Source organism: Sphingobacterium sp. UME9, from assembly GCF_014170215.1.
Lineage (GTDB): Bacteria > Bacteroidota > Bacteroidia > Sphingobacteriales > Sphingobacteriaceae > Sphingobacterium > Sphingobacterium paramultivorum.
The window spans coordinates 551,807-575,223 of the sequence record NZ_LZZP01000005.1 but is presented as its reverse complement, the minus strand read 5'-3'; the positions used below and the strand labels follow the sequence as shown (position 1 = coordinate 575,223).

Sequence of the window (23,417 nt, the reverse complement as noted above, 5' to 3'; positions counted from 1 at the left end):
GCAATAGCTGCCGCCCATATTTACCGACGTCTGCTATTAATACAATATTCTGAACTTAATTGTATTGTCGATCTGTTTGAGTTGTTTCAATAGATCTTTATCATATTCACCTTGTATATCGGTTACCGCATAGCCTATGTCACTTTTGGTCATTAGAAATTGGGCAACGATATTGATGTTATTTTGGGCATAGACCTTATTGATCTGCGCCATAATTCCGGGAACGTTTTGGTGGATATGCAGTAATCTTGTTACCTGTTTTACTTTTGGTAAAATCAGATTTGGGAAGTTGCGACTTAAATAAGTATCACCATTGTTGATAAAATCGGCCATCCGCCGAGGTATAAACTCTGAATTTTTCTTTTTCTTTTTCTTATCATCGAAAACGACAATACCTTTAGCATTGCAGATATCCTTATTGATATGCCCTCTGATATCGCCCAAATATCCGATCGTTTTTAATTTGTCAGCATGTTGGAGTTGCTCATCACTGATATCGATATTGTCCCCCAATAGAAGCATCCCTACATCCTTCACATACTTTTCTTCGAAGGTATCTTTTGTACGGATAGAAAAACCGTCTCTTTTTAAGATATGAGCCGCTATTTCTGGTACGTCGCCCACAATCAAACAAAGGATACGGTTTTTAGGATAGGATATTGCACGGGGCAGATCATTTACATATAAGAACTCATCAAAACTAGGTGTGATGAAGTCTGCTTTCTCAGTGACACTTTTACGTTGGATATTCTCTGTAAATGCAAAGAATTTTTCAATTAATCCCGATTCTTTCAGTTGAAAATCTGAATAGCCGTCACCAATGCCAAAGAGTCTTCCTTCAATATTTAATTGTTTTAATAATTGCACTTTTCCACCTTCATTTGATAATGGATTCTCTTCATCAAAACCGATAATATTACCTTCTTCATCAAATCTGAATGTATTGGCATAGATATTTTCAGTCTTGATATGATACGGTGTAACAACAGGGGTAATAAACTCCTTAAAACCTCCTGAAACAATCCATGCTGTGTCGGAGTGTTTCTTGAAGAATTCACGATTTCGGGAAAAAGAGGTTGAAACCTTTTTCTTAAGATGTGAAACAAGTTTATCCAGATGAGATTTATTGGCATTTAAGAGTTTTACGCGACCAGCCAAAGCTTCACGGAAAGATAGTTTGCCCTCCATGGCAAGATTGGTGTACCGCTCAATTTCGTGATAAATAGATTCGCGATCCGGATGGTTCTCAAGGGAGATCCGTGCAAGTTCATCAAGTGCCTCTACTTGTGTAAATGTACTATCAAAATCAATGATGTAATAGTTTTTCATCTTGTTATTTTTTTATGAAACGATCGTGAGCAATAGCGCTGAGTGCTGATCTACGATATCGGTAGGTTTCCGATGGTTTCAAGGTTCGGTTGTTTGTTATGTTATAGTTTTACTGTTTGTTATATAAATCTGCAATTTCCTTTAGCGTTTGTTCCAAAGGCCGATAACTGTGGTTTAGAAGTTCCTGGATTTTAGCGTTGGAATACTGCAATTTGGCACTTGAAGCCGCCGCAGTTTCTTTGGTCAATGTTGTCTCCGATTTTTTAAATATGGAAAGCATACTGGAAACAGTAGAGGCAATTTGGAGTAAGGTCTCCGAAACTTCGATTGTCGGTTCTGGCTTGTTCATTAATACACTTGCCACGCTCAACAAATCCTTGTTGCTTATATTGAGATGATTGATGATATAGCGCTCAGCACTAATATCATCTCTTTCCATCAATTGAATCATGATCGCAGCAACATCCTCTACGTCAACAACGCCGACACTTCCTTTCGGGTAAAATCGTAGACCTTTATTGATCATCGAAAAAATAGCTCCAGAGCCTTTCTCGTTTGCCGAAGCACCTAAAATTACTGAGGGGTTAACAATAACTGCACTTAAACCTTCGGTAATGCCACGCCACACCTCCATCTCCGCCTGATATTTTGATAACGAATAGTTGGATGTCAGTGAATTGTGTTCCCAATGGTCTTTTTCGGATACCGGCAGGTTGTCTCTATTTGTCCCTAAAGCTGCGATCGAGCTGACATGGAGCAGGCGAATGCCCTTTTCAAGGCAAAGATTGACCAGATTTGTCGTTCCTTCCACATTCACTTTAAAGAGCGCTTTAGTGTCTTTCTTTTGGTAGGAAACCAATGCTGCACAATGGAACACTTTAGTAACCCCTTCAAGAGCATCTTCTAATTCAAAATAATTGTTGATATCAGCATCGATCCATTGAACCAACGAAGAAGATAACAACGAGGTCGGAATAGTCGATTGAGCTCTTTTGATGGCAATGACGTCAATTCCTTGGTCTATCAACTGTCTGATTAGTGTAGACCCTAAAAAACCTGTTCCTCCAGTTATTAATATCACTTGATAAAGATACTGTTAAAAATAATGTTTTCAAAAGTTAGTTAATAAATGGATATTTGTGTGAATTGCATCCTGAAAAAACCTTCATGCTTTCGCAGGTCTCAAACGCCATGAAAGCCAAGGTAGCTTCTTTCAGTCCAATTAAAACAGTCGTTTTCAGAACAAATAGGAGATTTTACAAATTATAGCTTATGTCATCACTGTCCGTATTCTTTAGCCCGATTTCAATTACAGGTTTTGCTCCTGAGCATGGGTTCTTGAGTTCTCAACTAGGAAACGTTATTCAAGCCTATGAAACAGATTTTCCGAGCTGGGAAGCGGATAAACAGCCTCAATTGGCTATTGTCGGTGTGGAGGAAGATCGTGCATCCATGAATAATAATGGAACGGATAAAGCGCCGGATGCTGTACGAAAACATCTCTATGCGCTATATCAGGGCGATTATAAGATGAATATCGTTGACTTGGGAAATATCAAAGCCGGTAATACAATTCAAGATACCTATATCGCTTTAAAATCTGTCGTAGAGGAACTGGTCAAAGAAAATATTCTTCCGATTATCATTGGTGGTGGACAGGATCTCACTTATGCACAATATTTGGGGTATCAAAACTTAGAGCGAAAGATAGAGCTGGCGATTATAGATGCCCGTTTTGACCTTGATGAGGAAAATGCCGAAAATGTAAGCCTGAATTCCCGATCGTATGTGAACCATATTATTTTGCACCAGCCAGACTATTTATTCAATTTAAATGCCATAGCCTATCAAACCTACCTCGTAAGTAAAGAGTCTATCAACATGTATGATAAACTATTTTTTAATGCGACACGAGTCGGTATGATTGCCGGTAAAATGGACCAATCAGAGCCTTTGATCCGAGCAGCAGATTTAATTAGTTTTGATATTGGAGCCATTCGCGCCTCTGAAGCACCTGGAAATGCCAATGCAATGCCCAATGGCTTATTTGGCGATGAAGCTTGTCAACTCGCCCGCTATGCCGGGATGTCGGATAAATGTTCTTCCATCGGTTTTTATGAATTCAATCCAACTTTTGATCCAATGGAGCAGACGGCTATGTTGGTTTCCCAAATGATCTGGTGCTTTATTGATGGTTACTATAACCGTAAACAAGATACGCCACTGTACCCCAAATCATCTTATATCATTTATCGCACGACACTGGAAAATGAAGAACATGAATTGGTCTTTGTGAAAAGTAAAAAATCAGACCGTTGGTGGATTCAAGTGCCTTATTTTGGATCTAAATCAGTCAATGAACGCTATTACCTCGTGCCTTGCCGTTATGAAGACTACCAATTGGCTGTTTCAGGTGAAATGCCTGATCTATGGTGGAAAACACACCAAAAGTTACAATAATGTACCTCTAAGAGGGACATTGGTATTACGCCTTACCATAGAGAAGTGTGTAATACATCGTGCAAACTGATTACAGATTGGAGTTATCTGTTTTTAGTCCTGTCGATCCATTAAGTTTGAGACGTTATAGTTTTAATTAAATGCAGTGATGGCAAAATAGACCTGCTCAGGTAAGCATACACCATCTTCAGAAAATACAAATCATGGAAATATTTTTCTTTGCGGGAATCGTATTGTTATTGGTCATTTTGATCATATTGGTACTAAAAAAGAATACCGATACCAGTGCCGGTCCTGCGTACAATAAAGAGGTTGAAACACTAAAAATTGAGCTCGCTAGATCGCAACAGCGGGAACAAAGTTTGCTGGAAGAACGTCTTATGCTAAAAAATGAATTGGATAAGGAACGGGAGAATCTTCTGGTCGCAGAGCGGTCTTTAGAGAGTACACGTTCTTTTTATGAGGCGCAGCTCGATAAATTTCAGGAACAGAAGAATGAAATCGCCGAGATTAAACGACAATTCAACAATGAGTTTCAGGTCATTGCCAATAAAATATTGGAGGAGAAGACACAAAAGTTTACAGAGACCAATCACCGTTCCCTGGGCTTGATCTTGGATCCATTGAAGGAAAAAATCAAATTGTTTGAAGAGAAAGTCGATAAAAATTACAATCAAGAGGCAGCGGAAAGAAATTCTTTAAAGGGAGTTGTCCTTCAGCTGGTCGAACAGAGCCTTAAAATTAAAGACGAAGCCAATAGCTTAACCAAGGCATTAAAAGGGGATACCAAAAAGCAGGGCAATTGGGGCGAGGTAATTTTAGAGCGGGTTTTGGAGCGTTCGGGACTTATGCGCGATCGCGAATTTAGATTACAGGTCTCTCTTATGGACGCCGAAGGAAGAAGAATGCAGCCCGATGCTATTATCGACCTCCCTGAAGATAAACATCTAATTGTGGATTCAAAAGTTTCGCTGATTGCCTACGAACGTTGGGTCAATGCTGAGACGGACGAGGACCGCGCAATATTCGCAAAACAACACGTACAGTCTGTGGAAAATCACGTGAAAGAACTCTCCGCAAAAAACTATCACGAGTTATATGGTATCGAATCCCCGGAGTTTGTCCTGCTGTTTATGCCGATTGAATCTGCATTGAGTATGTCCGTCGCTGAAAAACCAGATCTATTCAGCGATGCCTGGGATCGTAAGGTTGTAATCGTTAGCCCTTCGACATTGTTGGCGACATTGCGTACCATCGCCAGTATATGGAAACAAGAGCGCCAGACACGCAATGTGATTGAAATCGCCAAGGAAGCAGGGAGTTTGTACGATAAATTTGTGAGCTTTCTGAACGATATGGAACAGGTGCAAAATCAGTTGGAGCGCGCATTAAAAAGCCATGAAGATGCAACTAAAAAACTCTCTACAGGCGCTGGGAACGTGATCGGAAAAGTGGAGAAATTAAAACGTTTAGGAGCCAAAGCAAATAAACAGATCGATTCCAAATTTTTAGATGAGGAAGATTAACAAAAACGGGCTTGCCGAAAGGTAAGCCCGTTTATAATTTTTAACCGTGCAAAGCAAAGCCTGCTCTGCTAACTTATGCTAGAGGTTCTACTAAAGCTCTTTCATCCGCTTATTGATGGAAACATCCACATACGTATCCTTTAAACGATCTACAGCTTCTTTTTGAACAGTGACATTGGTGTCTGATTCGTAATCATGAATAGTCCTTTGGTTTTGGACTTCGTTGTCATAAGGATCCTTTCCTGCCAAGAGCTTGACGATTACCGGAAGACATTCGAGGAAGACAAAAAGCAGCGCAATAAAAAATACAGCATTTGCATTGGATTCGTTGACCTTTCCATTGGCATCGTACCTTAGATTGCCCAGCGCAGAGTTGCGGTCTGCAAAACCAGCGACATTGACGGCGCTGTCCAAAGAAGCGTTGGATAAGACTTTTTGGTCCAATATCCCTTCAAATTTCTGTTTCTGACGTATTGCGTTTTGTTGGGTCGTTATCTTGTTCCGTAAAGTGTCCAAATAACCCTCTTTTTTCTTCAGCTCTTCTTCTTTCATTTTGGCATAAGGGCCATATCCCATGACACCAGATGTTTCAGTTGTTTTGTTCCCGAATATCTCGTAATTCAATTTTGTACGATCATTTTTAATACTGGCTTCCAATGAATCACGTTCGACCGTAATCGCTTTTAAAAGCGAAACCTCATTGGCATATTTCTTATTGAAAGTACTGTTGAGCGTGTCGATTTTAGCGCGTTGATCTGCGAGAAAACGTACACGGAGGTTTTCTCGAATCTCTTTATCGAAGATTTTTAACTCCAATGGCCTAGAGATAACCAAACCAATCAAAATTGCCAATAAAATTCGTGGAAGAGCCTGCAGAAGCTGCATAAGGCCACTTTTTGATTTATTTATACTAAGTACAATATAGCGATCCATATTGAATATCGCTAAACCCCAAATGATGCCAAATACAATGGCCAAAAGCCAGTCAAATGCCCCACCACTAAATACGAAATACATGGCATAGCCACCCGAAAGGCTGGCAAACAATCCCGTAAAAAAAATAGTAGCACCTATGGCTGTGTACTTACTATGCTCTTCCGGATATTTTTCAAGAGTTTCTTGATGTACCCCCGCACATCTCCAAAAGAAACGGTTAATATCGCTCATTAAAATATTTTTATCCAAATTGACAGATTATTTTTAACAAGGTTTATGAATAAGTTTTTGTTTTACAATACGATGACTGTTTTCAGGTTCCTTTGCACACCTCCTTAACGAGGCCTACCATTTGCCTAATTTTATTATCTTTGAAAAAAAAATCAGGAATAATCAGATAATATGAAGAAAAGACAACTTTTGCCATTCTTTGCGATAGTGGCAACTGCATTTGTTGGTTGTGAGGAAAAAAAAGTGATGACAGATAATCCTCTTTTATTGGCTTACGAAACCCCATTTAATGTACCTCCTTTTGACAAGATCAAAACAGAGCATTTTAGGCCAGCTTTTGATGAAGCGATAAAAGTACACAATTTGGAAATTGACACGATAGTCAACAATTCGGATAAAGCAACATTTCAAAATACGATAGTCGCCCTAGAAAATGCAGGTGGATTATTGAGTAATGTATCTACTGTATTTTATAATCTAAATAGTGCCAATACAAATGACAGTATTCAGGCGATAGCAAAAGATTTGGCCCCCATCTTATCGAGTCATTCTGATGAAATTTCGATGAATACCAAACTATTTGACCGTATCAAAACAGTTTGGAGCAGCCGAAATACACTTGGATTAGACGAACAGGACAATAAACTGTTGGAAGAAACCTATAAAAGTTTTGTACGTTCCGGAGCGAATTTAAAGGATGCTGATAAGGAAAAAATGAAAAAAATTAATGCTGAGCTTTCAACATTAACAACGCAATTCGGACAAAATTTGCTTGCTGAAACCAATGCTTATACACTGGTCGTTGATTCTGCTAGCCAATTGGAAGGCTTGCCAGAATCGTTGAAAACAGCAGCAGCTGAAGAAGCCGTAGCAAAAGGAAAGAAGGATAAGTGGGTGTTTACCTTACAGAATCCTTCCATTATGCCCTTTCTTCAATATGCAAAAAATCGTGAATTGAGAAAGCAACTTTGGGAGGCATATCAGCTACGCGGTAATCAAGATAACACCAACGATAATAAGGCGATCATTCAAAAAATTGTTAATCTCCGTCTTCAAAAAGCAAAATTATTGGGTTATTCTTCACATGCGGCCTATGTACTAGAGGAATCAATGGCGAAGAATCCGACCAATGTCTATGCACTATTAAATAAACTTTGGACTCCAGCACTCGCTAAAGCAAAAGGTGAAGAAGCAGATATAGCAAAGGAAATTAAGGCTGAAGGAGGTAATTTTGCTGTGGCCCCTTACGATTGGAGATATTATACAGAGATTATTCGCAAAAAACGCTTCGCATTGAATGAGGACGAAATTAAACCTTATTTGAGCCTCCCTGCAGTTCGTGAAGGAGCATTTGCTGTAGCCAATAAATTATATGGTTTGACATTTGTAGCCTTAAACAATGTCCCAACTTACCATAAAGATGTGGAAGTGTATGAAGTTAAAGACAAAGACGGTTCACATTTAGGTCTGCTATATGCCGATTTCTTCCCGCGTGAGTCAAAACGAGGGGGTGCCTGGATGACTTCTTACCGTAACCAGTCAACAAAAGATGGCAAACGTGTTGCTCCAGTAATTTCCATCGTATGCAATTTCACAAAACCAGTGGGGAAAAATCCTGCCTTGTTGACATTTGATGAAGCGACTACCTTGTTCCATGAGTTTGGACATGCTTTGCATGGTCTTCTTTCCAATGTAAGATACCGTTCAATGGCGGGAACTTCTGTACCACGTGACTTTGTTGAACTACCTTCACAAGTGATGGAAAATTGGGCAGCGGATCCAGAGGTGTTAAGAACATATGCTAAGCATTATAAGACCAAAGAAGCAATGCCAGATTCATTGATTCAGAAAATGGAAAAGGCCGGTACCTTTGATCAAGGATTTGCAACCGTTGAATACCTTTCTGCCGCGTTGTTAGACATGGATTATCATGCTACCACAAAAGAAATTTCAAAAGACATTAATGGCTTTGAAAAAACAGCAATGAAAAAAATAGGTATTATTGACGCTATTATTCCGCGCTATAGAAGTACATATTTTCAACATATCTTCGCTGGAGGGTATTCTGCAGGTTATTATGCCTATATCTGGTCTGAAGTATTGGATTCAGATGCCTTCGCAGCTTTCAAGGAAAAATCATTGTACGATCAAGTGACAGCGGATTCTTTCCGTAAAAATATCCTTGAAAAAGGAGGTACTGATGATCCCGCTAAAATGTACCGTACATTTAGAGGTGCAGATCCAGATCCAAAATATCTATTGAAAAAGAGAGGTTTGAACTAATGCTCTCTAATCAAAAAAAGGCGATATAGAAATATATCGCCTTTTTTTTGTTCAGGTACTTGTTATTCTAAAAACTATTCTTACATTTGAATATTATTTATAATGAGTCTAAATAAATGTAGGTAGTATGTGTGACACAAAAATTCTAAGCCAACGAGGAGATACCCATATTAGTGTTTGCCATAAGTGTCAAACATATTATATCTGGCAACAAAGTTTTGTACTGACATTTACGAGGAATAAATTCTTCGATTTCTTGAATATTACGAAAAGTAATGGTGATGAGCTCTTTTTTAGCACATTTCCAGATGGTGAATTTCGGTTGATTATGAAAACACCTTATCCAGATATCGTATTTTCATTTGATGAAGAACAATGGCAGAATTTCAGGGATGCACTCCAAGAATCTTATTACATGAATGAGTTTTATGGAATGCTGAATAATTAAGATAAAAAGTCCTGTTGCATCGCTTGTGTTTCATCTCTCTTTCCTTACGCGTTGACAACAGGCACAAACAAAACCCTCAGTTATAGTTGCATACACTTATGCGACTATATGCTGAGGGTTCTTTTTATCTATATATTGATTACTCGCCTATCGCGTAATATTTAAAATCAAGGTCTTCAAGTTCCTTACGGTTCAATAGTTTACGGCCATCGAACACAAATGCAGGCTTTTTCATGTGCTCCTTAATTTTGGCCCAGTCATAACGTTTAAATTCATCCCATTCAGTCAATACTGCAATTGCATGTGCATCATTGCAAGCCTCATAGGCGGTATTGACAACCTTTACCAAAGCTCGGTTTTCTTCCGAAGAGCGCGTATTCAGATAATCGAGGTCGGCATAGATACGTTCAGCAGACACTTTGGGGTCATAGACCGTGATTTCAGCTTGTTCACTCAATAGATAATCTGCAACATAGATCGCTGCAGATTCACGTGTATCATTGGTGTCTTTTTTGAATGCCCAGCCTAAGAACGCAATCTTTTTGCCCGATACAGTATTATACAATGTTTGGATAATGTTGTCCGCAAATCGCTGTTTTTGATAATCATTCATCAAAATCACTTGATCCCAATACTCGGCAACCTCTGTGAGACCGTAACTTCGTGCGATATAAACCAGATTGAGGATATCTTTTTGAAAACAAGAGCCACCAAAACCTACAGAAGCTTTCAGAAATTTGGATCCAATCCTGGAATCCATACCAATCGCCTTGGAAACTTCATCTACGTTTGCCCCTGTTTTCTCGCATAGTGCCGAGATGGAGTTAATGGAGGAGACACGTTGTGCTAAAAAGGCATTTGCGGTTAGTTTTGAAAGTTCAGATGACCAAAGGTTCGTTGTGAGAATCTTGTCGCGACTTACCCAATGTGCATAGATGTCGACCAATGCGGCGATAGCTTCATCATTCTCTCCGCCTATAAGCACACGGTCTGGATTGATTAAATCCTGTATTGCTGTGCCTTCAGCCAAAAATTCAGGGTTGGAAAGAATATGGAAATTAACACCATTACCCGTGTTATCAAGGATACTTTTTAAAGCTGCCGCAGTGCGGACGGGTAAAGTCGATTTTTCAACAACAATTTTATCGTTTTTGGCAACCGCTGCGATCTGCCGTGCACAAAGTTCAATATACTTTAAGTCTGCAGCCATTCCCTTGCCTTTTCCGTAATTCTTAGTCGGTGTATTGACCGAAATAAAAATCATGTCGGCCTCGTCGATAGCTTTTTCGATATCGGTTGAGAAAAACAAATTACGATTACGCGCTTCTGCAACAATCTCTTGTAAGCCAGGTTCGTATACAGGAAGGTTGTCTAGATTCTCATCATTCCAAGCCGCAATACGGGCGGCATTGACGTCGACGATCGTAATCTCAATATGTGGACATTGCTTTGCAACAACTGACATGGTAGGTCCACCGACATAACCAGCACCTATACAGCATATTTTCTTGATTGTTTTGCTCATTTTGATTATCTTAATCAGCTATAAATTGAAGAACAAACTTAGATAAATTGCTTTTGATATGCAATACAAAGCACAGCATATCAAAACAATTTATTTAGACGAACTGGCTCATCCATTGTTTTTCCTTCTATTTGTTTCATTGCCCTTCTGCAATGCCATTAAAGAAGCCATTTCGTAGTGGAGATGCAAAAGATTTATTCTAATTTTACATTAAAAAAGAAACGGTTTGATAAAGCAGGAAGTTATTGATAAGGTACTGGAAACAGCACGGATAGAAGAGGTGGTGGGAGACTTCGTTGATTTAAAGAAACGGGGAACTTCTTTGATTGGAAATTGTCCTTTTCACCATGAAAAGACGCCTTCCTTCCACGTTTCTGTGTCAAAGGGTATCTATAAGTGTTTTGGTTGTGGTGTTGGTGGAGATTCCCTTAAATTCGTCATGGAACTGGAAAAGTTCTCTTACCCGGAAGCCATCCGTTATTTAGCCGATAAATATTCGATTCAAATTGAAGAAATCGAGCGTTCTCCAGCCCAGCTTGCTGCGCAGGATAAACGGGAAAGTCTATATGTCCTAAGTGCTTGGGCCAGTAAATTCTTTGCTGAACAACTCTGGAAAACTGAAATGGGCCAGGTCATCGGACTCAACTATTTCAAGGAGCGTGGCTACCGGGAGGATATTATCAAAAAATTTGAATTGGGTTATTCGCCGGAGGAATGGACTGCATTGGTCGATAAAGCACAGGTAGCGGGTTTTCACCCAGATTATTTGGCCGCGAGTGGTTTGGCTATTGAACGCGATGATAAATCTTTATATGATCGTTTCCGTGGCCGGGTCATGTTTCCGATTCATAACCTGACAGGGCGTGTTATTGGCTTTGGTGGTCGGACACTAAAGACGGATAAAAAGGTCGCCAAATATGTAAACTCTCCCGAGAGCGAAATCTACCATAAATCCGATGTGCTGTATGGATTGAATTTTGCCAAAAAGGCAATTATGGAAGAGGATAATTGCTACTTGGTAGAGGGCTATGCCGATGTTCTTTCGGTACATCAAGCTGGAGTCGAAAATGTTGTTTCCTCCTCGGGAACGTCTTTGACAACAGGTCAGATCAAGCTTATTTCCCGATTCACAAAGAATGTGACCATACTTTATGATGGGGATGAAGCAGGGATCAAAGCCTCCCTACGCGGTACAGATATGCTGCTCGAAGAAGGCTTAAACGTTAAAGTGCTGCTTTTTCCCGACGGTAATGACCCCGACTCTTACGTGCAAAAGTTTGGCGCCACAGCTTTTAAAGATTATGTCAAATCCAATCAGCAGGACTTTATTTTCTACAAAACGAATATCCTGCTTCGCGATGCCAATAACGATCCAATAAAAAGGGCTTCGGTAATCCGTGATGTCGTCGAAAGTATTGCATTGATTCCCGATGAAATTAAGGTTTCGGTTTTTATCCGGGAATGTAGCAGCCTTTTGGATATCGAAGAGCGCATTTTATTGGCTGAACTCAACAAGATTAGGCTCAATAGAGCAAAGAAGGCAGATAAGGATGCTGCTCGTAAACCACAGAGCCCCCCTCCAAATGCAGGGATGCCACCTTTTGGGATGGACGGTCCACCTCCGGATTTCTTCATGACAGACGATGAAAGAGGGGGAATAGCTCCTATGGAGAATGTCGAACAACCGGTACAACTGACTTCGGAAATTCTTCAGGAACGGGAGATTGTCCGTATTTTAATCAACTATGGGGATTATCTGGCAACCTGGGAAGGTGACGGGGATATTCCCGTTGCAGGACTGCTACTAGGGAATATCGGCGACATCGAATTTAAGGATAAAGCTGCGGCCTATATTTTAAAAGTCTATAGAGATGCTGCAGAAAATTACGAAATTCCAGATGCTAAGCAGTTTTATTCGAATTCGGATACAACAATATCCGATTTGGCGATTAATAGTGTTGCCAGTAAATATTCGCTCAGCGAAAATTGGAATGACGATAAGCGTAAAATTTATGTAACGCAGGAATACGAGCATTTAAAACAACTTGTTGTTACAGCAATTTATCGGATTAAGAAACGTAAGATTGAGGCAGAAATGCATCATATTCGTGAAGAAATGAAACATGAACAAGATGTGGCAAACCTAGAAGTCCTTATTTTTAAATATCAGAAACTTAAAGAAGCTGAACGGCTCTTGGGAGGCTTTCTGGGAAATACGATTGTTAAGTAATACTTGATATGGCCAAGCATCTTGAAACGGGCGAATGGGGTGAGCAAATGGCCATGGAATACCTCGTGGAGCAAGGCTATAAAATAGTGTTAAGAAATTGGCGATTTAAGAATTTAGAAGTAGATTTGATTGTCGTGGACAGGGATACCTTGGTATTCGTTGAAGTAAAAACACGGTCGGGAACGGATTTCGGTGAACCCTACGAATTTGTAGATCGCAAAAAACAGCGATTACTGATTCGTGCAGCACAGGCTTATATTCTTAAAACAGGTTATGTCGGTGAAGTCAGATTTGATGTTGTCGCAATAACAAGATCTCCCAAAACAGTACTCAACCATATCAAAGATGCGTTTTGGGATAGTTAAGGATACGTACTTATAAATAATTATACATAGATGAGAAAAATCACTTATTTTATGGCAATTGCAGCGCTAGCTTTTGCTTCTTGTAAGTCAAAAAAATCAAGTTTGGAATTTGCATCTCCTGGAGCAAATCAAGCTGTTTTAAAAGGAGCTCAAGTCCAGTTGAAATTGAAATTTGAATCAGTATCAATGGACTCTGTGGCTTATTTTGTTGATGATAAACATGTGGGGTCCTCAACTGACACTACGGCAATTACGATCGATACCAAAGATATGGCCTACGGTACACGTAATATTTCCGCCTTGGTATACAATGCTGGAAAACCCGATTCTGTTTCAAGTACATTTTATGTTGTACCTGAAAATGCGAAGAACTATGGTTTTGAGGTTGTCAACAAATACCCGCACGATACGACTGCTTTTACACAAGGGCTACAGTTTGCTGATGGCATTCTCTACGAATCTAATGGCCGTTATGGTGAGTCAAACTTGAGAAAGGTCGACCTAAAAACAGGTAAAGTACTCAAGGAAATCAAATTTGATGAAAAGACTTTTGCCGAAGGAATGACATTGGTAGGTAATAAGTTATTTATGTTAACGTGGCAACAGGGAGAAGGATATGTCTTTGATAAAAACTCGTTTGTAAAGGAAAGTTCCTTTAAATATGAAAATAGCAAAGAGGGGTGGGGCTTGACCTACGACGGGCAGCATTTGATAAAGTCTGATGGATCCAATAAATTGTTCTTTTTAGATGCAACGACCGGTAAGGAGCTAAACGCTATCGGAGTTTACGATGAAGCTGGGCCAGTGGATGAACTTAATGAACTGGAATATATAGGCGGCAAAGTCTACGCAAATGTCTATCAAAAAGATGTTATTGTTATAATCAACCCTCAAACAGGAGCGGTAGAAGGACGGATTAATCTTGTAGGTATCTATGAGCATACTTCCGCATATGACAATGAATTGAATGGAATTGCTTACGACCAAGCCGGAAAGCGTCTCTTTATAACAGGGAAGTTATGGAATACATTATTTGAAATCAAGACAGTTGAAAAATAAATGAACTTCAGATCTTAACCTTTCTTCGTGAGGTCGAAAGTATTGCAAGTTCGCATAAAATGGAAACCTTGTCAGAATTATCTGACAAGGTTTTTTTATTGCCCCCATTCTTCTTTGAAGTATGGATGTTATCGTGTGAGGCTTTCAATTCCATCTTTTTTATAATGACGCACCGGGCTGAGAGAGATCGCTTTTAAAACTGTATCGGAAGCTTTTAAAACTGCATGGAGAGAATGAAATATTATGACGAGCAGATCTCTCGTCAGGTGCACCTCAATTAATGAAGAACAAGAGAGTTGCCCTATATTAGTAAATAGCAGCTGGATGTATGCTATATTGATGACTGATTTCGCTATAGCGGACAGCCATAAAAGAGACCTAGAAATCTTTTTTAACCAATAGAAACAAAATATTTGAAGCAAAAAAAAGGGATGAAGTTTGAAACTTCATCCCTTTTTTTATATTGATTTTATTTCGATTAATAAATCGGAGTAAACATCCAAGTATCGTCAAAACGAGATGAACCATTAAGTCCAGTAGTGATGTAACCGTTGTTTCCTACAGCGAAACCAACAGCATCTTGGCGTGCTGAACCAGCGAAAGCGCCGTTATCATTCGTCCAGTAATCACCAGAAATATTATATTTCCAAGTGCTGTTGATAACAGCATTTTTGTAACCACCAACAACGAATGGAGTACCATTGATTGCGAAAGCAGAAGCATTTGAACGAGTCAAATCGTAAGTATATGAATCATCTGCTCTGTTTAGATCGTTCAATTTAGTCCATTTGCTACCATCAAATTTATAGAAATCTTTTGGGTAAGAACCGTTAGAGATACCACCACCTACATAGGCTACATTATTGACAACAAAAGAGAAAGCTGCTTTTCTTTTCGCTGAAAAAGGAGCATCACTAATTGCTTGCCAAGTATTAGCAGCTGGATCATATTTGTAGAACTCATTTGTATTTGTTGTTCCACCGCTAACGACAGTTTCACCTGTTCCAACATAAGCAGCGCCATTTAAAGTAAAAGCTACCGCATTTGATAAAGCAATAGGAAGTGGAGCAATGCTTGACCAAGCACCTTTTCCGCTGTTAGCCGTAGGGTCAAATTTGTAGAAATCTGTTAGGTTGTTTGTTCCGTCATTTCCACCACCAACATAACCGATATTACCAATGGAAAAACCGATGGCACCGTTTCTCTCAACACCTGTGAAAGGCGCTTTTTCAGCCCAAGTATCTGATGCTGCATCATACGCATACGTATCTTTCACACGGAAAGGCTTACCACCAGCATTACTTGCTAGACCAGTAGTGACATATGCAACATTATTTATCAAAAAGCTAGCAGCAGATGAAGTTTGTGGGCCTTTAAAAGCAGCTTTTGCAAACCATTCGTCTGATTTGGTTGAGCTGTCGTCACTTTTTTTACAAGAAGAGAAAGTTGTAACTGTAAATACAAAAGCTAATAAAACGAGTAGCCAATTTTTCTTGTTCATAAATTATTGAAATTTAGTATAAAGGATGTTTAATTTAATTTTCGGATCATTCTCATTATCTTTTGCCAATATTAATCTATTTCCAGTTGAAAACAAACCCGATGTCGGTAAAGATAGATATAATGAAGTATTATTGTATGCTGTTGTTTTAATTTTTGTTAAATATTCAATAAGATTGAATGTATATGTTCCATTCGAACCAAAATCATTTCCACGCACTAATGTTGCTTGTTGTGTTGTTGTCGAATAAGGTGAAGTTACCAAACTAATCGGATTTCCATTATTACTTGCCACCATTAAGACTAAACTTTGCGGCTGATCAAAAATACTGGAAGCTCCGTTAGGGACTTCAATGACAAGTTCAGCCTTATTAATTGCAATTGATGGATTATTCACCAATTCTAATAACGTTGGAAACTCAATTTTTGCTACAACACCCGTTGAACCCTCTAAAAACACATTTCCATCAGTTTGTTGACTCGAAATTTGAGGATTTTTTAAGCTCATCGGCGCAAACTTTGTTGCAGAGCGATCTGCTTCAATTTGATTGTACTGGTAAGCCTTGTTGTCAATGGAAAAATATTGTTTGCCAACAGATTTCGTCCCTTCATTATTCAGGAACGAATAGTGCACTTGTAAAAATACAGTGTCCTTGAATCCGATAACTGCAGTATTGCTATTGTCAGGAACAAGTGCCAATCCTTTGAAATACTCTTGGAAGCTTGTGCTGTTCTGAATCCGGTTGTCATTATTTTTGATCATCGTAAATAGCTCATTGCTAATGGTACTGTTGAACCTAAAGAATAATGAATCTGCTGATTGTATACGTGGTTTAAAGGAAAGTTCTGCCAATGGCGTATTTTCATAGGCAAACTTTTGTTTACTGAAGATTGCTGCAGAAGTGACAAAAACAGGACGTTCATCAACCGGTTTGGTTAAATCAATCTGCGTTTGCGTGATTTCTTCCGTAACACGGTGTACCGATATCTTTTGTACTTTCGTTGTATCACCGTAAGAGTATTTATTTGGCGTTAATACCAAGGTCACAGAATCCAGTACCGCATCATCAGGTATAGAAGCATTGCTTATCGTTCCTACTCCGAGGCGCATATAAGCCGTAGACTTCATACTACCCGTAACAGCATTGCTATTCTTTCCGACAAGCATTGTTCCAGTAGAGGAAGTCGGAATATCGTCCAATTGATAAGTCGAAACTTTGGCGGAAACCGTATCAATTGGTACTAAACCGATTGTTTCATCTCTTGAACTATCCAATGAGAGCGAAATGTCTTTATTACAACCAACGAAAGCGGCCAATGTAAAAAGTGGAAGTAAAAGTTGAATACTACGTCTCTTAAAGTCTTTAATCATATTAATTTTTGAATAGTGCAAAAGTAATCAATGCCAACTGTTAATCAGTGTTATATTTTGTTAAATATGGTTAATTACCACAGCGATTGCAAATCTAGTAATTTAAATTTGTTTTAGTTATGGGTAGAAGATTTAAATTACTGATCAGTTTGATCGTTTTAATAGGGGCAGGAATTACTGTAGTACTGGGAATTTGGCTTTATGGAAGTTATACAAATCGTCGCGACCTGTTTCTTTCTACCGCTGAGCGTTCGCTCTTTAATGCTGTTCAAGAGGCATACCAAACGCGCAATGGTGATCGGCAGTTAGATGGCCCGGAGGCTGATCGGAATCGACTCCTCCAAGATGTAAAACGAGAGCTTTCGGTCTTAGTGCCCGCTGCTGAATTGGATAAGGCTTTACAACGTGTAAATGCCGAACGTCCTAAAAATGAGCGCTTTGATCGCGATAGCCACGGTAGACGAGAGAAAATGTTTCCCAAAGACCGCGAAGGGCAAGGCGCAATTATCCCGCCCTTTCTGTTCCGGGACTTTGAGATGAACAAAGCTAATCTGGATTTAATCGAAAGAAAGTTTAAAGAATCCCTGAACAATAAGAGCATATCAGTGCCATTTGAAATGGCTATTGTCACCATTCCGCACGATCAAATCAAAGATGTGCGACGCAAGTACCGCGAAGCAAATCTTGCTTGGACGAGACCCATGATGGTCAACCCATTAAAAAATGAATTTCTTGTGATCAAGTTTCAGGAGGATTGGAAGTATCTGCTGTATAGCTTAAGCTGGCAGCTGTTAATCTCACTGCTCTTGATTGGACTGCTGCTCGGGACATTCTTCTATTTGATGAAAACCATTCTCAACCAAAATAAGATGGCCGAGCTGCGTAAGAACTTCGTCGATAACATGACACATGAACTCAAAACGCCGGTATCTACTGTCATGGCAGCCATAGAAGCTATACAGTTGTATGGTGTACAGGATGACAGGGAAAAGATGAATCGCTATCTGAATATCTCCAAAAAGGAACTGGAGCATCTGTCCAATATGATTGAAAAAGTGCTTCAAATGGATATCGATGCATCAAGGGGCATTGTTTTGCAACGTACTGACTTCGATCTTGTCGCCATGGTGAAGGGAGCCATTGAAGTTGCTCAGCTGAATAAAACTAAGCAAGTGGACTTTAAGCTTATTGCTGTTCCAAGTGAGATAAGGATCAATGGCGACGAAGCCCATTTAAAAAATGTGATCAATAATTTGCTGGAAAATGCAATAAAATACGCTGGACAGCAGGTTTATATTGAGGTGGAAGTGAAGGAAACCAAGGAAAATGTCCATATTCGTATTACAGATAATGGCAAAGGGATTTCCGCGGAATACCATACTCAGATTTTTGATATGTTCTTTCGGGTTCCCTCCGGTAATCTGCACGATGTCAAGGGTTTTGGTTTGGGGCTTGCTTATGTCAAGCAGGTGGTAAAAAGGCACGATGGCAAGATTACCGTCGATAGTGAGCTGGAAAAAGGAAGTACCTTCAGTATCCGATTACCGTATAAATAGACAGCATTATTTATTTTTCTGAGCAGAAATAGGGCTGTTTATCGGGCAGTAATTGGGCTAATTTATCCCAAAGATGTCTTTGAAACAAGGCCGAAATATATTTTGATTGAATGACAACGCTATGATTGAAATTTTATATGTAGAAGACGAGCCAAGTCTCGGAATGATCGTTGCCGATAGCTTGGAAGCTAATGGATTTCATGTTACCCATTGCAGTAATGGTCACGAAGCCTTGGGAGCATTTACAGCGGCTCGGCCGGATATTTTGGTCGTCGATGTCATGATGCCCGTCATGGATGGCTTTACATTGGCAACAAAAATACGCGAATCAGATACGCAGGTGCCCATTATCTTCTTGACAGCCAAAGTGCAGACAGAGGATGTTGTGAGGGGATTTCGTTTGGGCGGGGACGATTATGTTAAAAAACCGTTTAAGATTGAAGAATTGGTTGTGCGGATAGAGTCCCTATTGAAAAATAGTCCCAAGATGTTATTCGGCCAAAAGCTGATGATAGGAGACTATAGCCTCGATAGCTTAAAACATCAGTTGACTTATCAAGGTGAGGTGCTTAAGCTGTCTTTCCGGGAAAGTGAACTGCTGCGGAAGTTATACGAACAAAAAGATAAGGTCATCCCACGCGAGGATATCATGCGTGCCTATTGGAGCCATGATAAATATTTTACAGGAAGAAGTTTGGATGTGTTTATCAGCCGTATACGGAAATACCTCAGTCAGGATGATCGGATCAAGATTATCAATGTCAGAGGGGTAGGGTATATGCTTACCGTCGATTGAGACGTGTTCCACGTGGATTGACGTCAAGGGCACTGTGGCTAACGACGATTTTTCATGCCCGATTTTCCGCCAAGCCCACGAATATGATAGGTGAAACTTAATATCGCGTAGCGTGTTATTGCATTTGATTGGGATACACGTACCCAAAGATCGTTTACCTGCTGATTGATATTTTTATTGTCGTTAAAAATATCAAATACCGTGAGATTGATTTCGGCATTCCTACGTTTGAACAATTTCTTGCCGATAGAGACATTCCATAACAAACTTGTTGTACTTGCTGAATTCAGAATGCTGCCATTGTATAGGTAGTTGAACGTTGAATTGAGCGTCCATGTTTTTAACAAGGTCAATGCAATGGAATTGCCAATGGTATGTTTATAGACCGAATAATTCGATTTCTCGCTTGCTGAGTTCTTGGAGAAGGCAATGTTTCCATTATAATCCAATCCAATGATAACGTCTTTACTGAATGCTGTATTGACGCCGACGCGTTGACTCAAGCCGTACGTTTGCGCATTGACCTTTTCGAGATTCAATAAGGTGTAATTCTGGTTGAAATAGAGGTTATTGTTTAGGTTGAAATTAAGTTTCAATGGTTCAAAGCGGTATCCAAGGCTATTTTGCCATTTGAGGTTATAGACTCCATTGAAATTTTCAGGCCTGATGTATTGCCCACCTGGCCCGAGTACAACATCCTCGGTGATCGTAAAGGCTGAATCTGTGGTGAAAATGGTATTGGAGATTTTATGCTCAATAAAATCTGCAGTAAAGTCGGAGGTGAAGCTTCTGCCCGAGCCTTTATTGATTGATCTAAATTGTACCACAAGGTTGTGGTCATATTCTTGCTTAAGATCCGGATTCCCTGAGCTAATGCGTAGTGGATTTTGATTGTCTGTAAAATCTTGCAATTGCTCGATAGAAGGGGTATTTGTCTTTGCATTATACCGAAACTCAATCCGCGTGTCTTTATTGAAATTATACTGGAAGTTTAGATTGGGCAGCAGACTATTGAAGTGGCTTTTTGTTGTCAGTGTATTGGGAAATAATTTATCATTGACCTGTGAAGCCGTCTGATAATCTAAGCCAATCTGAAATCTTATACTGTCTTTTTTGTTAAATAAGTAGGAGATCCCACCGCTATGGTAAACAAAATCATTACGGAATTCATTAGAAAGACGGTTTTTTAATTCACCCAGCTGGCCTGTTTCGGCCAGAAATTCATAGGTCTTGCGGTCCGAATAGCGTGCCGTATTCCGAAAAGTATAATTCCCTTGCAACCGGGAATACTTACCGAGCATCTCGGTATAGGCTACCTTTGAGCGAAAGCCATTATTATCGCCAATGGAGTAATTCCTATTGTTGACGGTATCGACGCGGTTAAATACACCATCTTTATAATAAGAGTTTAGTGCAAAATTTGTTGCATGGCTCTTGTTACTGCTAAATGAACCATTGAAATTAAAACTGATCGTGCGCCCCGGTTTGTTGAGTCTCCGCATGTAAGTGAGATCTCCTCCCCAGTTGAAATTTTCTCCAAAACTGTTATTTCTACGATCTGAACTATTAAGCATCTCTGTAAGATTTAATAACGTATTGCCTTTAGAGCTGCTGTTCCTGTCGTTACTCTGATAGGAAAAATTAGGCTGAAAGTCCAATTTTTGAATAGAATCTATCTTCCAGTTTGCGCGGATAGAGAATGCATGATTGTTGCTGTAGGTGCTATTTAATTGATCCTGATTGTTGATTTGGTTGGCCCGGTTGCCTGCCGTATATTCTGTTTTACTTTGGCTGAGGATATTATTGTCCGTATAATTGTACGTGTAATTCGCATTGAAATCCATCCGATCCTCGAAAAAACGATCCAAGTAGTTGAACCCGGCGTTGAAGCGGGTCGTCACTCCTTGTCCGGTACGTCCTCTTGTGTTTCCGCGTGGAGCAAAACCATTGGGTTGATTGACGTTGTTGGTATTTATATCGATGGCATACTGGCGCTTGGGGTTCATTTTGGTCACCTGGGTATTTATGGCATATTTCTGATCGGGACCTACTCCCCCAGAGAGCTTACCAAAATATGATTTTCTTTTATCAGGCTTGGTGACGATATTGATCACTTTCATACGTTTTCCGTCGTCAAAACCACTAAATTTGGCCTGCTCGGTTTTGTCATCGATAATCTGGATTTTAGCAATAACATCGGCCGGAAGGTTTTTTAAAGCAACCTTAGGATCGGTGCTAAAAAACTCCCTACCATCAATAATAATCTTATTGACAGGTTCTCCCTGTGCTTTTACGTTGCCATCGTCATCAATTTCAACGCCGGGAATCTGTTTGACCAATTCGTCAGCATCTGCAAAATCCTGTGTGACATATTTCTTGGTGTCAAATTCAAGTGTATCCCCTTTAACCTGTATACTGCTCGAAGAAATGTTAATTTCGTCCAGCACAATCTCGGCATTAGTGAGTTTAAACGTTAGATCGATTGTTTGGCCGATTAGTTTTACACGCCGAAGATCCATGCTGTAGCCCATCGGCTGTGTACTGACCAGATAATCTCCATTGGGAAGTGTACTGCTGCTGAACCTGCCCAAAATATCTGTAGGGACCTGTACTTTAATGGAATCTTTTACCGCGATAATGGTGATGCTTGCACCTCTGATAGGCTGCGAAGTCGTATTATCGAGCAACTTGCCCGTAATATACTGCTGGGCTTGCGCGTTCGTCCCCAATAATAAGCAGATAGAAAAGAACAAAATGGTCCAAAGTTTGGTCTTCATCGGTCGAGGTACAAATGTGTTTTAATGTGTTGTTGACGGTTATATAATTTTATATCCCAAAAATATGGCACTATTTGTTACGAATTATTATCATTTTAGTTACAATAACCCCAAGTGAATGGAAAGATTAGATATATTTGCAGTAGAATTAAAAATCAACTGAACAAAACCGTGTAGAGATGTAGTGATATACGGGTATAGATAAAAAAAATAAAAGATGAAAGAAAGTGTTTTGAGTAGAAAAGAGCGTATTATGAAAGAAGCATTGTTGCTTTTCTCAGATCAAGGCTATACAAATACCTCTACCAAAACGATTGCCCAAAATGCAGGGGTCTCCGAAGCATTAATCTTTAAACATTTTGGGAATAAAGATGCACTACTGGTCTATTTAATTAAATCAGGCTACCGAAAAGTTCTTACACATCACCGTGGAATGATGACCTATCGTGAACCAAAGGAATTCCTGCGTACCATGATCAATCTCCCAGGCAAGCTGGTCAGTGCAGAACCCATATTCTGGAGGTTGCAGGAGCGTTTGTCGCATCACCCTTTTTCCAAACAGCAGCACGAACAATTTATGAAGCCGGTTCAACCCATTATTCACCGTGCTTTTAAAGAGCTGGGTTATGAGAGTCCTGAATTTGAAACCGAATTCTTATTGCTGATCATAGATACTCTGTGGAAAAAAGAAGCCATTGGAGAACTCGAGAATACCATAGAGTTGGCACTCTTTCTAGAGAAAAAGTATAACCTGATTTAGATTATATTATAAGGCTAAGTTATAGACTTTTTCTAAAAACCGTTTCCTTACTAAAGTTCTTTCTGTCTGGTCAAACCGGCTATCGTGGGCTACAATCATTGGCACAGAGCTGTTTTCAAGAGGTATCACTTCTTTCGCATATTTACTGTTTTATCGCTTCCTCAAATTTGCATGCGTCATTTTTCTGCTTTGTAACCTAACGGAATGCTGTTTTATGCGTTTTTATATGAAATTGTTGCAAAAACAATTTCATATTGTCCGAAA

The 23,417-nt window shown here is 39.6% G+C and carries 17 protein-coding genes; 10 read left to right on the top strand and 7 right to left on the bottom strand.

The window, feature by feature from the left end:
- Positions 1-36: 36 nt before the first annotated feature.
- Entirely contained in the window at positions 37-1,329 is a 1,293-nt protein-coding gene (locus tag A9970_RS10900) for an HAD-IB family phosphatase (protein ID WP_182982280.1), read from the bottom strand.
- A gap of 109 nt (positions 1,330-1,438) precedes the next feature.
- Complete coding sequence (locus A9970_RS10895) at positions 1,439-2,410, bottom strand: NAD-dependent epimerase/dehydratase family protein (RefSeq protein WP_182982279.1); 972 nt, start codon at positions 2,408-2,410, stop codon at positions 1,439-1,441.
- 191 nt (positions 2,411-2,601) lie between these two features.
- On the opposite strand from A9970_RS10895, the gene A9970_RS10890 reads away from it, so the two are divergent.
- Positions 2,602-3,789, top strand: coding sequence for a formimidoylglutamase (locus A9970_RS10890; protein ID WP_159727490.1), 1,188 nt, complete (start codon positions 2,602-2,604; stop codon positions 3,787-3,789).
- A 203-nt stretch (positions 3,790-3,992) separates the two neighbouring features.
- Entirely contained in the window at positions 3,993-5,315 is a 1,323-nt protein-coding gene (rmuC, locus tag A9970_RS10885; protein WP_182982278.1) for a DNA recombination protein RmuC, read from the top strand.
- A 90-nt stretch (positions 5,316-5,405) separates the two neighbouring features.
- On the opposite strand, the gene A9970_RS10880 is transcribed toward rmuC, so the two are convergent.
- On the bottom strand, positions 5,406-6,482 hold the full coding sequence (locus tag A9970_RS10880) for a DUF4407 domain-containing protein (protein WP_120335147.1): 1,077 nt from the start codon (positions 6,480-6,482) through the stop codon (positions 5,406-5,408).
- Positions 6,483-6,653: 171 nt separating this feature from the next.
- Between A9970_RS10880 and A9970_RS10875 the strand changes: the two genes are divergently transcribed.
- Together A9970_RS10875 and A9970_RS28665 are read left to right on the top strand one after the other, a co-directional pair.
- Positions 6,654-8,765 carry a M3 family metallopeptidase gene (locus tag A9970_RS10875; protein ID WP_153844423.1) on the top strand — a complete coding sequence of 704 codons (2,112 nt, stop codon included), beginning with the start codon at positions 6,654-6,656 and terminating at the stop codon, positions 8,763-8,765.
- Between the two features lie 256 nt (positions 8,766-9,021).
- Positions 9,022-9,213 carry a hypothetical protein gene (locus tag A9970_RS28665; RefSeq protein WP_228280105.1) on the top strand — a complete coding sequence of 64 codons (192 nt, stop codon included), beginning with the start codon at positions 9,022-9,024 and terminating at the stop codon, positions 9,211-9,213.
- 139 nt (positions 9,214-9,352) lie between these two features.
- On the opposite strand, the gene A9970_RS10865 is transcribed toward A9970_RS28665, so the two are convergent.
- Positions 9,353-10,738, bottom strand: coding sequence for a nucleotide sugar dehydrogenase (locus A9970_RS10865; RefSeq protein ID WP_153844422.1), 1,386 nt, complete (start codon positions 10,736-10,738; stop codon positions 9,353-9,355).
- Positions 10,739-10,964: 226 nt separating this feature from the next.
- On the opposite strand from A9970_RS10865, the gene dnaG reads away from it, so the two are divergent.
- From dnaG to A9970_RS10850, 3 genes are read left to right on the top strand one after another with little or no spacing between them, the layout of a single operon-like run.
- The gene (dnaG, locus tag A9970_RS10860) at positions 10,965-12,968 is read left to right on the top strand and encodes a DNA primase (RefSeq protein ID WP_182982277.1); all 2,004 of its coding nucleotides are present in this window, start codon (positions 10,965-10,967) and stop codon (positions 12,966-12,968) included.
- Between the two features lie 8 nt (positions 12,969-12,976).
- A complete protein-coding gene (locus tag A9970_RS10855) occupies positions 12,977-13,333 on the top strand; it encodes a YraN family protein (protein WP_145330336.1) in 357 nt (118 codons plus the stop codon).
- A 30-nt stretch (positions 13,334-13,363) separates the two neighbouring features.
- Entirely contained in the window at positions 13,364-14,392 is a 1,029-nt protein-coding gene (locus A9970_RS10850) for a glutaminyl-peptide cyclotransferase (protein ID WP_153844420.1), read from the top strand.
- Between the two features lie 478 nt (positions 14,393-14,870).
- Here A9970_RS10850 and A9970_RS10845 read toward each other — a convergent pair whose 3' ends face one another.
- Together A9970_RS10845 and A9970_RS10840 are read right to left on the bottom strand one after the other, a co-directional pair.
- Positions 14,871-15,893: a kelch repeat-containing protein gene (locus A9970_RS10845; protein WP_153844419.1), complete on the bottom strand. Its 1,023-nt coding sequence runs from the start codon at positions 15,891-15,893 to the stop codon at positions 14,871-14,873.
- Between the two features lie 3 nt (positions 15,894-15,896).
- Positions 15,897-17,264, bottom strand: a complete 1,368-nt coding sequence (locus A9970_RS10840; protein WP_153844418.1) for a DUF4270 family protein — start codon at positions 17,262-17,264, stop codon at positions 15,897-15,899.
- A 119-nt stretch (positions 17,265-17,383) separates the two neighbouring features.
- Between A9970_RS10840 and A9970_RS10835 the strand changes: the two genes are divergently transcribed.
- Both A9970_RS10835 and A9970_RS10830 read left to right on the top strand, forming a co-directional pair.
- On the top strand, positions 17,384-18,820 hold the full coding sequence (locus A9970_RS10835) for a cell wall metabolism sensor histidine kinase WalK (RefSeq protein ID WP_182982276.1): 1,437 nt from the start codon (positions 17,384-17,386) through the stop codon (positions 18,818-18,820).
- 121 nt (positions 18,821-18,941) lie between these two features.
- Positions 18,942-19,616 (top strand): response regulator transcription factor, encoded by a 675-nt coding sequence (locus A9970_RS10830; protein ID WP_182330631.1) that lies wholly within the window; start codon positions 18,942-18,944, stop codon positions 19,614-19,616.
- 38 nt (positions 19,617-19,654) lie between these two features.
- Here the strand turns inward: A9970_RS10830 and A9970_RS10825 are convergent, their stop codons facing one another.
- Positions 19,655-22,393: an outer membrane beta-barrel protein gene (locus A9970_RS10825; protein WP_182982275.1), complete on the bottom strand. Its 2,739-nt coding sequence runs from the start codon at positions 22,391-22,393 to the stop codon at positions 19,655-19,657.
- Positions 22,394-22,610: 217 nt separating this feature from the next.
- Here A9970_RS10825 and A9970_RS10820 point away from each other — a divergent pair, with 217 nt between their 5' ends.
- Complete coding sequence (locus tag A9970_RS10820; protein WP_153844414.1) at positions 22,611-23,153, top strand: TetR/AcrR family transcriptional regulator; 543 nt, start codon at positions 22,611-22,613, stop codon at positions 23,151-23,153.
- The last annotated feature ends 264 nt before the right edge of the window (positions 23,154-23,417 follow it).

Excerpts from the sequence above, each read along its gene's own strand:
- A9970_RS10835 (WP_182982276.1), top strand. The coding sequence starts at position 17,384 with ATGGGTAGAAGATTTAAATTACTGATCAGTTTGATCGTTTTAATAGGG.
- A9970_RS10880 (WP_120335147.1), bottom strand. The coding sequence starts at position 6,482 with ATGAGCGATATTAACCGTTTCTTTTGGAGATGTGCGGGGGTACATCAA.
- A9970_RS10825 (WP_182982275.1), bottom strand. The coding sequence starts at position 22,393 with ATGAAGACCAAACTTTGGACCATTTTGTTCTTTTCTATCTGCTTATTA.
- A9970_RS10900 (WP_182982280.1), bottom strand. The coding sequence starts at position 1,329 with ATGAAAAACTATTACATCATTGATTTTGATAGTACATTTACACAAGTA.
- A9970_RS10850 (WP_153844420.1), top strand. The coding sequence starts at position 13,364 with ATGAGAAAAATCACTTATTTTATGGCAATTGCAGCGCTAGCTTTTGCT.
- A9970_RS10865 (WP_153844422.1), bottom strand. The coding sequence starts at position 10,738 with ATGAGCAAAACAATCAAGAAAATATGCTGTATAGGTGCTGGTTATGTC.
- A9970_RS10830 (WP_182330631.1), top strand. The coding sequence starts at position 18,942 with ATGATTGAAATTTTATATGTAGAAGACGAGCCAAGTCTCGGAATGATC.
- A9970_RS10845 (WP_153844419.1), bottom strand. The coding sequence starts at position 15,893 with ATGAACAAGAAAAATTGGCTACTCGTTTTATTAGCTTTTGTATTTACA.
- A9970_RS10890 (WP_159727490.1), top strand. The coding sequence starts at position 2,602 with ATGTCATCACTGTCCGTATTCTTTAGCCCGATTTCAATTACAGGTTTT.
- A9970_RS10875 (WP_153844423.1), top strand. The coding sequence starts at position 6,654 with ATGAAGAAAAGACAACTTTTGCCATTCTTTGCGATAGTGGCAACTGCA.
- A9970_RS10820 (WP_153844414.1), top strand. The coding sequence starts at position 22,611 with ATGAAAGAAAGTGTTTTGAGTAGAAAAGAGCGTATTATGAAAGAAGCA.
- rmuC (WP_182982278.1), top strand. The coding sequence starts at position 3,993 with ATGGAAATATTTTTCTTTGCGGGAATCGTATTGTTATTGGTCATTTTG.
- A9970_RS10855 (WP_145330336.1), top strand. The coding sequence starts at position 12,977 with ATGGCCAAGCATCTTGAAACGGGCGAATGGGGTGAGCAAATGGCCATG.
- A9970_RS10840 (WP_153844418.1), bottom strand. The coding sequence starts at position 17,264 with ATGATTAAAGACTTTAAGAGACGTAGTATTCAACTTTTACTTCCACTT.